Origin of the sequence: Streptomyces sp. NPDC051310 (assembly GCF_044455245.1) — a bacterium.
In the GTDB taxonomy this organism is placed as follows: Bacteria; Actinomycetota; Actinomycetes; order Streptomycetales; family Streptomycetaceae; genus Streptomyces.
In genome coordinates this window covers 170,540-185,090 of the sequence record NZ_JBITEO010000012.1, presented here as the reverse complement: position 1 = coordinate 185,090, position 14,551 = coordinate 170,540, and the positions used below count along the sequence as shown (strand labels likewise).

The window sequence follows — 14,551 nt, the reverse complement described above, 5'->3', positions numbered from 1 at the left end:
CGGGTGACGTCAGCGCGGGCCGTTCCCGTCGCCGGCGCCGGCCGCCGCATCGGCCCCGTCCGCCGCGTCCGGCTCGTCCGGGGACAGTTCGCTGAGCGCCTCCGCGGCCGCCACCGCTCCGGCTCCGTGCTCCTCGTCGGCGGCGATCTTCGCCGCGAGTTCGGCGACGACCGGGGTGCGGAACACGGTCTTGACGGGCACCGGTACCCCCAGCAGCTCCTGGAGGAGGCCGGCCAGCCGGGTGCCGCTGAGCGAATCGCCGCCCAGCTTGAAGAAGTTGTCGGCGGGCCCCACGTGGTCGATACCGAGGATGTCGCCCACGGCCGCGCAGAGGACCAGTTCCAGCGCGTCACCCGGCCCGGCGTCCGCGTCCGCCGCTGCGGTGTCCTCGGCGGACTGCTGGGCGCCGGCGGTGGAGGCCAGCAGCAGGCGGTCGACCTTGCCGTTGCGGGTGAGCGGCAGCTCGTCCAGCACGGTGATCGCGGAGGGGACCATGTACGTCGGCAGCTGTTCGGAGAGCCGCGCCAGGATCTGCTCGCCCGAGCCGCCGGGTGCGGCGACGACGTAGGCGTGCAGCCGCCGGATGCCGTGGGCGCTGGCCGGTGCGACCACCACGGCGGACGCGACCTGCTCGTCCTGGCGCAGCGCGGCCTCGATCTCGCCGAGTTCGATGCGGTGGCCCTGGACCTTGACCTGGAAGTCGTCCCGGCCGAGGATCTCGATGCTGCCGTCGGCGAGGTAGCGGCCCAGGTCCCCGGTCAGGTAGGCCCGTTCACCGGTCTCCGGCAGGTGGATGAAACGGCTGCGGGTGCGCTCGTCGTCCCCCCAGTAGCCGAGCGCCAGGCCGACGTCACTGGCCACGGCCATCTCGCCGACGACGCCGAGCGGGCGCTCGTGGGCGGTGCCGTCCACGATGTAGTAGCGCTGGTTGGTGATGGGCGTGCCGTACGGGATGCTCGTCCACGCCGGGTCGACCTCGCCGATCGGCTGGAACAGCGACCAGCAGATGGTCTCCGTCGGGCCGCCCGATCCGACGACCTGGATCCGGGGGCTCTGCGCGCGCAGCCGGTCCGGCAGTGTCAGCGGGATCCAGTCGCCGGAGAGCACCGACAGCCGCAGCGACTCCAGCGGCCGGCCGCCGCCCCGCCGTTCGCGCACCTCCGCCTCGCCGACGAGCAGTTCCATCAGCACCGGCACGGAGTTCCACAGCGTAACGCCCTCCGCGGCGACCAGGTCGGCCCAGACGTCCGGTTCGGCGTGCGTGAAGGGCGGCGGGAGCACCACCGTGCCGCCCTGCGTCAGCACGCCGAACACGTCGTAGATCGAGGCGTCGAAGTGCAGCCCGGAGATGGCCAGCAGCCGGTCCGAGGCGTCGACCGCGAACCGCCGGGCGACGTCCTGGATCAGGTTGACCACGCCGATGTGGTCCACCATGACGCCCTTGGGCTCGCCCGTCGAGCCGGAGGTGAAGATGGTGTACGCCATGTCGGCGGGGGTCTGCGCGGTCGTGGGCCGGGTGGCGTCGCCCACCTCGAAGTCCTGGTCGACGCGGTAGCGCAGGGCGTTCGGCGGCCAGCCGATCCGCGTCTCCAGCGCGGACTGGGTGAGAATCTTGTCCACGCCCGCCTGGGCGAGCAGGCGGCGCAGCCGCTCCGGCGGCACCGAGGCGTCGAGCGGCAGATAGGCCGCGCCGGACGCCAGGATGCCGTACACCGCCGCGTACTGCTCCCAGCCCTTCTCCATCACGACGGCGATCAGCTCGCCGGGGCGCGCGCCGTGCTGCCGCAGCCGGTTCCCGATGCGCCAGGCGTAGGTCGCGAGTTCGGCGTAGGTGAGCCGGCGCGTGGCGTCGACGACGGCCTCTGCACCGGGCGTACGCGCGGCCTGCTCGGCGAACAGCTCGTGCAGCGTGGTGTACGGGATCTGTCCAGCCGTGTCGTTGATCCGGCGGCGCAGCTCGCGCTCGGCGGGCGGGATGAGGTCGAAGCGCCCGGTGTGCAGGCTGCCGGGGTCGTCGAGGAGCCGCTGGAGCAGGGCGGTGTAGGCGCCGAACGCGGCCTCGGTGAAGCCGGGGGCGAAGGCGCCGTCGACGTAGTCCCAGATGACGCGCAGCTCGCCGCCGAGCTCGCGCAACTGGACGTCCAGGGAGACCTGCGGGGTCTGGGAGATCGAGTAGACCTCCCGTCCCAGGTCGGTGACCGGCCGGCGGGCGGGGTAGTCGAGCAGGCTGGTGACGACCACGGGCATCCCGGCCTGGGCGCCGGCGCCGTGCAGCCGGGTCAGCTCGCGCAGCACCCGGACGCCGTTGAAGGCACCGTGCTCCATGTCGCGATGCAGCTGGTCGCGCAGCGCGTGCGTCCGGTCGAGGAAGGTGGCGCCGGAGCCGTCCGCGGTGAGCAGGACGGCGTTGGTGAAGTCGCCCAGGACGCCGTCGATGTCCTCGTGCACCCGGGGCCGCTGGAAGACGGGGTAGTTGAGGGTGAAGTCGGACTCCTCCGCCCAGCAGCGCACCACCTCGGCGAACGCGGCGGTGAGCAGCACCGACGGGGTCACGTCCGCCTCCCGCGCCAGCCGCTGGAACCGCTGCCAGTCGGCGGGCGGGAGGCGGTGCTCGTGCCGCTCGAAGCGGACCCCGCCCTCACGGCCGCCACCGGCGGGCAGGGAGGGGGCCGGCGGCAGCTGCGGCACCCGCTCCAGCCAGTAGTCGCGCGCCGCGCCGAAGGTGTCGGTGTGCGGCAGGGCGTCGGCGCGCCAGCGGGCGTACTCGGCGAACGTGATGCCGGGTGCGGGCAGCTCCGCCGACGGGTTGTCGTACAGGTCGATCAGGTCGGGGAAGAGGACCTGGAAGGCGCTGGACGCGTCGAGCACCTGGAGGTCGATGCCCAGGTGGATCCGGCTGGGGCTCCCCTCCCCCGGCAGCCGCACGATCCGCAGGTCGAACAGCGGCCAGCTGCCCACCGGGAACACCTGGTGGCTCATCTCCGTGCGCAGCTCGGCCAGCCGGCGCCCGGCGTCCGCCGGCTCGGCGTCCCGCAGGTCCACGACCGGTATGGCGTAGGCCGGGGGCTCCGCGAGGACGTGCTGCGTGCCGTCGGACCGGCCGACCGCGCGCAGCATGTCGTGGCGGGCGACGACGCGGCGCCAGGCCGTCGCGAAGCGCTCCGGGTCCAGGTCGTCGCGCTCCCACTCGAAGTAGCCGTAGCAGCCGATGCTGCCCAGCTCGACGCCCTCGCCCCGGCCGATCATCAGCGCCTGCTGGGTCTCGGTCATGGGGAAGGGCGCGGCGCAGGCGGCGCTGCCGGCGGGGCCGTGCAAGAGCTCGGTCATGGTCCAACTCCACTCGCAGTGACGTCGATTCATCGGGACGGGTGCTGCAGGGGCATCGCGCCGCGGGGCAGGGCGAGGCTAGGGCGGGCCGGTTAGCCGCCGGTTACGCTCCGCGGGGTCCGTCCTGCCGGTTCGCCCCTCGCCCGCCCGTCGGGCAGCGAGAGGGCGAACAGCCGTACCAGCGGGTGGAACAGGTAACAGGGACGGCCGTACTCGTCGGCGCCGCTGACCTCCAGCAGGGCCGCGTCCGCCATGGCCTCCAGCAGCAGTTCGGCGTCCCCCTCGGGCTGTCCGAGCAGTGCCGCCGCGTCCACCGCGGGGAACGGCCGGGGCCCCAGCCCGGCGAGGGCGGGAAAGACGCGGCGTGCCTCCGGCCGCAGGGCGCGCCAGGACGGCAGGAGCGCGCCGTGCACGTCCAGGTCGCCCGAGTGCAGTTCGCGCAGGCGGGTGGCGGGGTCGGCGAGCCGCCGGGCGAGCCGGTCCGGCGCGTAGTGCGGGCGTGCGGCGATGCGGGTGCCGACGATCCGCAGGGCCAGCGGAAGGCCGGCGCAGTGCTCCACGATGACGGCGGCAGCGCCGGGGGCGGCGGCCATCCGGTCCGGCCCCGCGGCGGCGGCCAGCAGGTCGAGCGCCGGTCCGTCCTCCAGCGGGTCCAGGGCCACGGTGTGCGCCCCGGCGACGGTGGGCAGCGCGGTGCGTCCGGTGACGAGGACCGCGGGCTCGGGGGTGTTGGGGAGCAGCGGTCCGAGCTGTGCGGCGCCCGCGGCGTTGTCCAGCAGGATGAGCAGCCTCCGGCCGCCGGTGCGCTCCCGGTAGAGGCGGACCAGTTCATCGGTGTCGCCGGCGGTGTCCGCCGCGGGTGACAGTCCGAGGGCCCTCAGCAGGTGGAGGAGCACCTGGCCGGCGGGCCGCTCCGTGCCGTCCGGGGCGCGCAGGTCGGCGTACAGCTGCCCGTCGGGGAAGTACCGCTTGCAGCGGTGGGCCGCGTGCACGGCCAGCGCGGTCTTGCCGACCCCGGCCATCCCGGTCACCAGGACCCGGCGCGGCCGGTCGGCGGTGGCGGCGTCCGGGGTGAGCGCCCGGTGGAGCAGACCGAGTTCGCGCTCCCGGCCGGTGAAGTCGACCGTGTCCGGGGGCAGCGTCGCCGGGACGCCGTGCGCCGCACCGCGCTCGTCGCGGTCACCGGACGCGGCCGGGGCGGGCCGCTGATCCGGCCGCGACGCCGGGTGCGCCGGGGGCCGTGTGCGGGGCAGGTGTACGAGCGAGCCGTCCAGCAGCGACCGGTAGGTGGCCTGCAGCTCCTCGCCCGGGTCCACGCCCAGCTCCTCGGCCAGCGCGGCCCGGCCGTGGTGGTACAGGTGGATCGCGTCGGCCTGGCGCCCGCTGCGGCACAGCGCGGTCATCAGCTGGCAGCGGATGCGCTCGCGCAGCGGGAACTCGGCCACCAGGCCGGTGAGTTCGGCGGTGATCCGCTCGTGCCGGCCGAGTGCCAGGTCGGCCGCGATCCGGTGCTCCAGGGTGGCGGCGCGGGCTTCCAGCAGAGAGGGCGCCTCGGTCTCCGCGAGGTGTTCGGTGGTGTTCGCCAGCGGCGGCCCGTTCCAGCGCGCCAGGGCGTCCCGGAGAAGATCGCCGGCCTTTTCGTGGTCCTGTGCGGACAGCGCTTCCCGCCCGGCGCGCGCCAGTTCCTCGAATTCGATCAGATCGACGGTGGAATTGCCTATGGCCATGGCATATCCGGGTGGCCTGCGGTCGATGAGTATGTCATCGCCAAGAATTTTCCGCAGGCGGGACACATAGGTGTAGAGCTGGGCGCTGACGGTCACCGGCGGCGCCCAGCCCCAGAGCAGGCGGCTCAGCCGGTCGTCGGAGACCACTTCGCCCCGGGCCAGCAGGAGTGCCGCGAGCACGGTGTGCAGCTTGGTTCCGGAGATCGGCACTCTGCGTCCACGGTCGCGCACCTCTACGGGCCCGAGCACTCGAAATTCCATGGCATCCCCGTTCGTGATTCATGCGAAGAATCTGCGAACGACGCTAGAGGGACCCGTTATTTCCTCGATATCGTGTCGGTTTCATGGGCGTCCCGGCGCATGAAATCGGTGGGACAAGGGATCGAAAGGAGCCGTCCCTACTGTCCGTTCGTACCGCAGCAAGCGGCAATACGGTCCACCGATGAGGGGGAATCGCTATGCGCAGCACTCGGACGGCGAAGCGGGCGACGATGGCCGGTCTGGTCGTACTGGCCGGACTCATGACGGGCGCCGGCGCCGGGCTCGGCACCACCGCGCACTCCGTCACGAACGCGGACGACATGCCCTGGGGGGTCGTCAGGCCGGTGGAGACGCCGGGCGCGTCGGACGACGACATGCCGTGGGGATGATTCCGGCACCTCCCGCCCCCGAGCCCACCCTCTCCGTGGAGGCCGTACGGGCGCCGGCCACGTCCGCGGGGCGCACCGCCGCGACCGCCCTGCCGGGCCGTCGGTCAGCCTGAGCCGTCCGCCAGCAGCAGGCGCAGCATTTGGGGCGTGAAGGATCGTTCCGTCCTGGTGCCGACCGCACCGCCGCCCTCCCCGGCCGCTCCGCCCACCGCGGTGATCAGCCGCATCACGCCGGCCCGCCAGGGCTGGGCCCCCACCTCCCCGAGCGCGGCGTAGGCCCGCTCGAACCTCTCCACCGCGGCCGCGTGGTCGCCACCGATCGCATCGACGCATCCGAGGTCCGTCTCGACCCGCGCGTACAGGAAGCGGTCGGCCAGCTCCTCAGTGATCTCCAGGGCCTGCTTCAGCGTGCGTCCGGCCGCCGGGAGCAGGCCCTGGCTCCACTGCGTCTCGCCGAGCCCGCGCAGGCCGTGGGCCTCGCCGACCCGGTCGCCCTCCTTGCGGGACAGCTGCAGCACCTCGTGGAAGGTCCCGGCGGCCTGGTCGAATTCCCCCGCGCGCAGCCGCACCTCGGCGAGCCGGTACAGGCTCTGGGTCTCCGCCCGGACCGACCCGGCGCGCCGGCTCAGCTCCACCGCCTCCACGGCCAGCGGCAGCGCCCGCTCCACCTGCCCGCGGTCGAGCTCGATCTGGGCGAGGTAGCCCAGCAGATGGGCCTGGTTGCCGGTGTCCCCCGCCGCGGAGAACCCTTCCAGCGCCGCCCGGCAGTGCTCCAGCGCCCGGTCCCAGTCGCCCTGGAACCGGGCGCACATGGCGAGGTTCCGCTGGGCGAGCGCCGCGCCGTGGACGTCGTCCGTCTCCCGCAGCAGCCGCAGGGCGGCCATGTTCCACCCCTCGGCCAGCTCGTAGCGCCGCTGGTAGATGGCGAGCGAGCCGAGCAGCCGCAGCATCGTGGCCTCGCCGGACCGGTCACCGGTACGGCGGGCCGACGACAGCGACGCCTCGGCGCACCGCTGCCAGTCCTCCAGGTAGTTGCGGGTCTCGAAGTGGGGCACCGCGCTCTCGGTCAGGGCGCAGGCGTACCGGACCCGGCCGGTCTCGGCCGCGTGCACCACCACGTCGGTGACGGCGGCGCGCTCGGAATCGAACCAGTCCAGCGGGGACGCCAGCAGCTCGTCCGCCGCGCCCCGCAGGAAGCCGGGGGCGGGCTCCGGGGGCCGGCCGACCGGGAACTCCCGCCCGTCCAGGCGCCGGTGGGCCTCCTCGGCGAGCCAGAGCCAGGCACCGAAGGCACGCTCCAGCGCGGCGTCGCACTCCTCCTCCGTCTCGTCCGCCTCCGCTCGTTCACGGGCGAACAGCTGGAGCAGGTCCTGGAACCGGTAGCGGGCCGCCCGGCCCGGCACCGGGTCGACCGCCTCCAGCAGCTGGGCGTCGACCAGCTGGTCGAGCAGTTCCTCCGCGTGCCACAGGTCGGTGTCCACGGTGGCCGCGGCGACCCAGGCCGCGAAGTCGGCGGTCCGCAGCAGCCCGAGCCTGCGGTACATGCGGGCGGCGTCCGGGGTCAGGTCGCGGTACGTCAGGCGGAAGCCCGCCCGCACCCCGCCCTCCTCCGGGCTCAGTTCGTCCAGCCTCCGCCGCTGGTCGCGCAGCCGCTCCACCAGCCCCCGTACGCTCAGGCCGGGCTTGGCGGCCAGCCGGGCCCCGGCGATCCGCAGCGCGAGCGGCAGGCAGTCGCACAGCGCGCTGAGCTGTTCCAGGGCCACCGGGTCGCTGCCGAAGCGGTCCGCACCGGCGATCTTGGTGAGCAGGGTGGTGGCCTCGGAGGGCGGCAGGACCCGCAGCCGGATGCGCAGATTGGTGTAGTCGCCGGTGACGTCGTCGAGGGCCTCCCGGCCGGTGGCCAGGACGACGCTGCGGCCGCCGCCCGGCAGCAAGGGTCTGAGCTGGGCGAACGACCGCACGTTGTCGAGGAGGATCAGCATTCTCCGGGTGCTCAGCAGACTGCGGAAGAGCGCCGCCCGCTCGTCGGGCTCCTCCGGGATCTGCGGGGCGGGCATCCCGAGGGCGCGCAGGAAGCGGTCGAGTACGGCGGACGGGGAGACCGGCGGGTTCTCCTCGTCGTAGCCGCGCAGGTCGGCGAAGAGCTGGCCGTCGGGGAAGCGTTCGGCGGCCTGGCTCGCCCAGTGGACCGCGAGCGCGGTCTTGCCCACGCCGCCCACGCCCACGATCGTCGCCACGGCGGGGGCGTGCGGGTGGTACGGCTCCCTCAGCAGCCGGTCGAGGGAGGCCAGCTCCTGCTGCCGGCCGGTGAAGCGGCGTACGTCCGCGGGGAGTTGGGCGGGCACCGTCTGGACCGTGACCGATGCCGCCGCCGCCGCGGCGGGCGGGCGGGTCAGCTCCGGCGAGTCGTGCAGGATCAGATCGTGCAGCTGTTGGAGGGGCGGGCCGGGTTCGATGCCCAGCTCCTCGTTCAGCAGCCGGCGGCCCTGCCGGAAGACCTCCAGTGCCTCGGCGCGCTGCCCGGAGCGGTACAGCGCCAGCATCAGGTGCTCGCGCGACTGCTCCCGCAGCGGGTGCCGGGCCACCAGTTCGCCGAGCTCGCCGGTGAGCGCCCGGTGCCGCCCCAGCTCCAGCATCAGGCCGGCGCGCTCCTCGATCAGGTCGAGGCGGAGTTGTTCGAGCCGGGCCGCCTCGGCTTCGATGCGTTCCCCGCCGAGTTCGTCGAGGGCCGCGCCCCGCCACTTGCTGAGCGCCTCCTCCAGCAGCGTGCAGGCCTCCTCGGTCCGCCCCAGCCGGGCGGCGTCCCGGCCGCGTTCGGCCTGGTGCAGGAACTCCACGACGTCGACGCGGTGATCGCCGCGGGCGAGGACGTAGCCGGGCGGGGAGGTGAGCAGCAGTTCGCTCTCCCCCGCCTCCTTGAACGTCTTGCGCAGGGTCGCCACGCAGATGGCGATCTGGTTGCGGGCGGTCGCCGGGGGCGATGCGGGCCACACCGCGTCGACGAGCGTGTCGACGGACACGATCCGGTCGGCCGAGAGGAGCAGCATCGCGAGGACGGTGGACTGCCGTCTTCCCTTGATGCGGAGCGGGACCCCGTCGGCCTGGACGAGCAGGGGGCCCAGCAATCTGAAAACCAGCTGATTCAACGGTCCCCCCGGACTGCAACCTGAGTCAGGTCGGTAACGGTACAACAAGGAAGGAGTGCCGCCCGGACACCAACCGACGGGCCACCGGGGCGGGTTCGCGCCGCGTGCGGTCGCCGGGTCGGGGGCGGCCACCGGCGGCGTGCCCGTTCGCCCGCCTCAGGACGGCAGGTGCGGGGCGACGGTGCACAACGCGCGCGACAGCTCGCGCAGCGCCTCGGTGGTGCGGTGGAGTGCGTCCTCGCCGCCCAGCTCCCCGCACAACTGCCGGGCCAGTTCGGCGTGACCGGGGCCGGCCCCGCGCAGCGCCGCCTCCCCCCGCTCGGTGGCCGCCAGCAGCCGGGCGCGCCGGTGGGCGGGGTTGTCGCGGTAGACGGCGAGCCCCTGCGCCACCAGGAGGTCGGCGAGTCGCTGCACGCTCTGCCGGGTGGTGCCGAGCATCCGGGCGACGCCGGACACGGACTGCGGGCCCGCCCCCACCGCGTGGAGGACCTGCCACTGGGCGGCGCTCAGTCCGGACGGCTGCGCCACGTCGCCCAGCAGGGCCATGAACCGGCCGTTCAGATGGAGCACGGCCAGGGCGGAGCGGCTGAGGGCGTCGACGGCGCTCGTACCGCCGCGGGCCTCCCCACCGGATGTCGCGACACGCACCACGGCCCCCTCCACCGGACATCGACACACGGATCGCCCGCGCGTCCCTCATGCTGCGCTTCTCGGCCACGCGTTGCTGCACCGTACAGGTGACCGACACCACTGTCCATGATGTCGTCCATGAGCGGAATGAGCGGTACCGCCTACGGGCGGCACACCGTGAACCGCGGCCCCCGGACCGGGGTGCCGCGGTTCACCGGCCGGCGTCGTTGGGGTGCTCCGGCAGCGGCGGTGAGAAGACCACCTTGCCGTCCTTCCAGCGCACCCGGTACGCGCGCTCGCCGCCGGAGTGGCAGCACTGCGGATCGGTCCGCAGGAACTGCGGGTACGAGAGGGTGACCGTCTTCCCGTCCTGGCTCGTGATGGCGGAGGAGCGCACCCCGGTCGCGTCGTTGCCGGCGTATTCGTTGCCGTGGAAGAAGAACACGGAGACGCAGTGGCCGTCGACGCTGCCGGTGCAGTGCGCGTGGATCGCGCGGAGGGGTCCGCGCAGGCCCTTGAGGGTGGCGGGATCGGTGTCGGCCGTGAAGCCGAGGCGCTTGATGCGGAGCACCGCACGGTCGGCGTCGAAGGGTTCCGTCCCGTCCCCCGAGGGCTTCGCCGAGGGGTCCGCGGTTTCCCACAAGGAGACCGACGGGCGCGCGGCGGGAGGGACGCCGTCCTCGGCCGCCCCGCACGCCGTCACCGTCATCGTCATCGTCATCGCCAGCAGGCAGAGCAACGCCGCGACGGCAGGGGTTCCTAAGCGTTGTCGCATGCCGTCACCCCCAGCAGAGCCCGCTCCAGCATTCCGTAGCGCACCGTGATCAGATCCTCCCGTGAGATGTTGCGGGTGACGCGTGAGCAGAGTCCGGCGGCCCAGGCGCCGGCGGACGTCTCCCTGAGCCGGAAGGTCGCCACCGTCGCCCAGGCGGTGGGCAGCGGCGTGCTCAGCAGCAGGCGCTCGCCGTCGGGCGACGGCACGACGGCCCGTACCCGGGCGGCATCCGGGATGCGGATCCGGGCGGTGAGGCCGCCGGGCCCGAACCGCTCCACCGCGCCCGGCCGGACGCTGACGACCTCGCCGGTCCCGTGCAGGAACGACGTCGTACGGGCGGAGCCGGCCGGGACGGCCGCTTCTCGGCGTCCGCCGTCCGCCTGCCACACCTCCGCGCTGCCGTCCTTGCCGGCCAGCAGCAGGCGCCGGCCGTCGTCGCTGAACCGCACCGCGTCCCGGTCGGCGAGCGGTGCGCGGAACCCCGGTACCAGCACGGCGAGCCGGCGCCGGTCCGGCAGGTCCCAGACCTCCACGCCCCGCAGGTCCGGAGTCGTCACGGCGATCCGCTCCGCCGCCGGGTCGACCGCGAGAGAGGTCGCGTACCGCCGCCGGTCGGCCTCCGCGTCCTCACGGAACAGCAGCGCCCCGCCCACCTGCCGGCCGGTCGTGGTGTCCCACTGCGAGACGGCGCCTCCCGCCAGGGCGACGAGGCGGCCGCGGCGGGTGAACCCCAGCCCGCCGAGCCCGACGTCGTGGGGCGGCGACCCGGGGAGCGCGTCGATGCGCACCCGCCGCAGCACCTGGAGCGACGGCAGGCGGTAGAGGGTCACCGAGCGGTCCGCCATCTCCCGTACGGCCAGGGTGCGTTCACCGGCGTCGAAGGCCACCCACGCGCGCGTCGTGTACCCGCCGGGGCCGACGGCCGCGATCCGGCGCCCGGTCGCGGGGTCCCACAGCGCGACCGCCGCGCCGACGCCCACCGTGACCAGATGGCGGCCGGAAGGGGAGAAGTGCGCGGCGTCCGCGTCGTCCCCGCCCAGGTCCGCGTCGCCCCAGACGGACATCCTTGCGGTGTCGAGGGAGCCGGGCGCCGGAGCGGTGGTGAGCAGCACGTCCGTGCCGCGGGCGAACGCGATGCGCCGGCTCGCGGCCGCCGGCGAGTAGCGGGTGAAACGCCCCTGGGGGCCGTCCTCGGCCAGTGCGGTGAGGGGCTGTCCGGTCGCCCTGTCGTGCACGGTCACCGTGCCCTCGTCCCGGGTGAGCACCAGCCGGTCGGAGACACCGGCCAGCTCGCTCCGCGTGGTGCACGGGAGGCTCGGGAAGAGGCCGGCGCCCGGCTCGCGGCCGGCGACGTCGGACAGCCGCCACCTGCCGTCCGCACATTCCGCCCTGACGGGGCGCGGCCCGGGGGCGAACCCCGGCTCGTGGAGGCCCGGAGCGGAGGAGAGACGGCCGGTGCGCGTGTCCCAGGCCCCGTCGCTCAGCGGGTCGGAGGCCACGACGTGCGTGCCGTCGGCGGTGAAGGCGAAACCGCTCACCGGGCGCTCGTCGAGAGCTTCCAGGGACACGGGGCGGGCCGCGGGCCGGTCGAGGTCCCACACCTGCGCGGTGTCGTCCTGCGGGGGGTGCACCAGCAGTCGGCGTCCCGTGCGGTCGAAGCGCAGTTCGTCCACCGCCTGGAGGGTGCTGGCGGTGCTGGGCACGGATCGCAGGGTCAGCAGGGTCCTGCCGGTGCGCAGGTCCCGGACGGTGACCCGGTTGCCGTCGCGGCCCAGCGCCAGCCGGGTGCCGTCGGGACTGACCGCGACGGCCGAGACACCGTCCGCATCGAGGATCGGCGAGGGTCCGCCGGCCGCTCCGGTCCCCGGGCGATCGCCGCCGGGCTCGGCGGGGCCGTCCACGCCCGGGCTCTCGCCGGGTGCGCGCCACACCGTCACCCGCCCGGCGACGGTGCGTACCGCGACGATCCGGCCGGAGTCGTCCAGCGCCGTCTGCGCGACCGTCCCTCCGGCGGGCAGGACGGCGTCGTACGGGGCGTCGGCCAGGTACCGGGCGAAGAGGTTGTCGCGGGCCTGCTGGGTGGGCGCGGTGCGCCAGGCGGCGACGGACAGCAGGGCGGCCCTCTCGCGATCGGAGTCCGCCTCCCGCTGCGCCTGATGCACGAGCCCGGCCGAGAGTTCGGCCGCCTTGCTGTCGCGCACCGACTGCAGGCCGGCTCCGGCCAGGGTCCCCAGCACCGCCGCCACCGCCGTCCCCACGACGGCCCTGCGGGCCCACCGGCGCCGGCGGCGCTCCAGACCGGCGTGCAGGTAGGCGCGTTCGCCCTCGGGGATGTCGTGCGAACGGTCGAGCAGCCACTGCCGTGCCTGCCCGAGTTCGGAGCCGCGCATCAGCAGGGCGTGGTCGCGGCCGCTGTGCTCCCAGCGCGCGATCCGCTCGCGCAGGTGCTCCTGCCAGCTCCGGAAGCTCCGGTCCTCGTCGACCCAGGAACGCAGGGCGGGCCAGTGCTCCAGCAGGGCCTCGTGGGCGAGCGCGACCGTCTCGGCGCCGTCAGGAGCACGGTCGAGGTGCACCAGGCGCTGGAAGGCCAGCTGCTGGGCGGCCTGCCAGCAGGCGGGCGGCAGGTCCCGGCGGCGCGCGGTGCGTCCGGTGTCGACCGGGCGGTCGAGACCGCCGTCGCCGGGGCGGACGAGCTGGACGAACAGCCGCCGCACGTCCTCGCGTACGTCGCCCAGCCGTTCCCTGACGACCCGTTCCGCGTGGGTCGCCAGGGCGCCCGCGACCCCTCCGATCTCCTCGTAGGCGGCGTGGCCGAGGACGCCCCGGCGCTGGCGTTCCCACAGCAGGGAGAGGGCGAAGGCGAGGAGCGGCAGCGCACCGGGGCTGCGGCCCGCGTCCGCCACCAGCCGCTCCGGAAGCCTGTCCTCGAACCGTACGGCGCCGTGGAAGGCCGCGACCGGGGAGAGCACCACGTCCCGCAGCCGGTCCTCGCCCAGCCGGTCGACGAGCACGGGCGACGATTCGCACACCCGCTCGAGGAGGGGGAAGCGCCGCATCGCTTTGAGGAAGTCCAGCCGCAGGCCGAAGACCAACCGCACCAGCGGCCCGCCGTCGGCGGCGCGCCACCCGGTCATGGCCACGACCTGTTCGACCAATCTGTCGGCCGCTTCCGGCGAGCAGCGGAACAACACCTCGAACTGGTCGATCATCAGCAGCAGTTGGGTGGTGCCCGCCCGGGTGAGCAGCGCCTTGACGGCGGGTGCGGCCGCTCCGTCCCGCAGCCGTCCGGCGAGCCGCTCCAGCCGCTCGACCGGCTCGGCCGCCTCGGCTTCTTCAGCGGCCCCGCCCGGTGCAGCCGGCCCGGTCGGCGCGTCGAGCAGTGGCAGCAGGGCGGAGGCGAGCATGTGCTCCGCCGGGAGGGTGGGGTCGGGGACCAGCGAGGCGATGCTGTAGTCAACGCGCCTGCGCAGTGCGGGGACGAGACCGGCGTGCAGGAGCGAGGATTTGCCGACCCCGGACACACCGATCACGGGGACGATCGACGACGTGGTGACCGCCTCGGTCAGCGACGTGATCTGCTCGGGCCGCCCGAAGTAGTGGGCGGCGTCCTGTTCACGGTACGGCTCCAGCCCGCGGAACGGTGACGCCAGGGCGGCGTGGCGGCGCAGGACGGGGTGCGTGCCGAGGAGGACCTCGGCGGTGATGGCGTAGGCCGCCCGCTGGAGGAACCGTCCGTCGGTCGCGACGACCATGCCCACCGCGCCCTGGTAGCGGTCGTCCCACAGCGGCGTGCCGCTGAAGCCCTGCCGGATCTCGCAGGCGCTGGTGCTCTCGAACTGCAGCCAGCCCCGCCCGCGGTCGTCCACGATCGTGCCGAGCGACCAGACGCCCGCGTCGTCGCCGGCCGGGAAGCCGAAGGCCCGGAAAGGGTGGCCGCGGACCGTCTCCACGTCCAGCAGCCGCACGGGGCCCGCACCGGGCGGCGGCTCCTCGTCCAGGGTGAGGAGCGCCATGTCGCCCGAGTGGTCCTCCCCCACGGGTACGTGCGTGACGAGCCGGGCGGTCTGCCGCCGTACGGCCGCCCCGGTGAGAGGGAAGTCCAGATCGATGGTGAAGCCCGCCGGGAGCGGGGTGCCTTCGGGCTCCCCGGCGACGGCCGACACGACGTGCGCGCAGGTGAGCACGGTCCTCGGGCCGACGAGGAACCCGGCGCCCTGCGGTGCGGCCCACGCGCCGCGCGACCAGATGCGGGCGATCCCGGGGTTGGGCACGGGTCCGGGCACCGGCGGTCTCCTC

The 14,551-nt window shown here is 74.4% G+C and carries 7 protein-coding genes; 1 reads left to right on the top strand and 6 read right to left on the bottom strand.

Features of this window, described 5'->3' with window-relative positions; genetic code table 11:
- Window positions 1–9: 9 nt before the first annotated feature.
- Both ACIA79_RS19700 and ACIA79_RS19695 read right to left on the bottom strand, forming a co-directional pair.
- On the bottom strand, window positions 10–3,327 hold the full coding sequence (locus ACIA79_RS19700; protein WP_399429576.1) for an amino acid adenylation domain-containing protein: 3,318 nt from the start codon (window positions 3,325–3,327) through the stop codon (window positions 10–12).
- Between the two features lie 92 nt (window positions 3,328–3,419).
- Window positions 3,420–5,264, bottom strand: coding sequence for a BTAD domain-containing putative transcriptional regulator (locus tag ACIA79_RS19695; RefSeq protein ID WP_399429575.1), 1,845 nt, complete (start codon window positions 5,262–5,264; stop codon window positions 3,420–3,422).
- A gap of 248 nt (window positions 5,265–5,512) precedes the next feature.
- Between ACIA79_RS19695 and ACIA79_RS19690 the strand changes: the two genes are divergently transcribed.
- Window positions 5,513–5,704, top strand: coding sequence for a hypothetical protein (locus tag ACIA79_RS19690; protein ID WP_399429574.1), 192 nt, complete (start codon window positions 5,513–5,515; stop codon window positions 5,702–5,704).
- A 104-nt stretch (window positions 5,705–5,808) separates the two neighbouring features.
- Here the strand turns inward: ACIA79_RS19690 and ACIA79_RS19685 are convergent, their stop codons facing one another.
- The 4 genes from ACIA79_RS19685 to ACIA79_RS19670 all read right to left on the bottom strand — a co-directional run bounded on the left by ACIA79_RS19685 (window position 5,809) and on the right by ACIA79_RS19670 (window position 14,538).
- Window positions 5,809–8,850, bottom strand: coding sequence for a BTAD domain-containing putative transcriptional regulator (locus ACIA79_RS19685; RefSeq protein ID WP_399429573.1), 3,042 nt, complete (start codon window positions 8,848–8,850; stop codon window positions 5,809–5,811).
- A gap of 156 nt (window positions 8,851–9,006) precedes the next feature.
- Complete coding sequence (locus ACIA79_RS19680; RefSeq protein WP_399429572.1) at window positions 9,007–9,501, bottom strand: MarR family winged helix-turn-helix transcriptional regulator; 495 nt, start codon at window positions 9,499–9,501, stop codon at window positions 9,007–9,009.
- A gap of 190 nt (window positions 9,502–9,691) precedes the next feature.
- Window positions 9,692–10,255, bottom strand: coding sequence for an LppP/LprE family lipoprotein (locus ACIA79_RS19675; protein WP_399429571.1), 564 nt, complete (start codon window positions 10,253–10,255; stop codon window positions 9,692–9,694).
- Window positions 10,240–14,538, bottom strand: coding sequence for a trypsin-like peptidase domain-containing protein (locus ACIA79_RS19670; RefSeq protein ID WP_399429570.1), 4,299 nt, complete (start codon window positions 14,536–14,538; stop codon window positions 10,240–10,242). The genes ACIA79_RS19675 and ACIA79_RS19670 overlap by 16 nt, the downstream gene beginning before the upstream one ends.
- Window positions 14,539–14,551 lie beyond the last annotated feature (13 nt).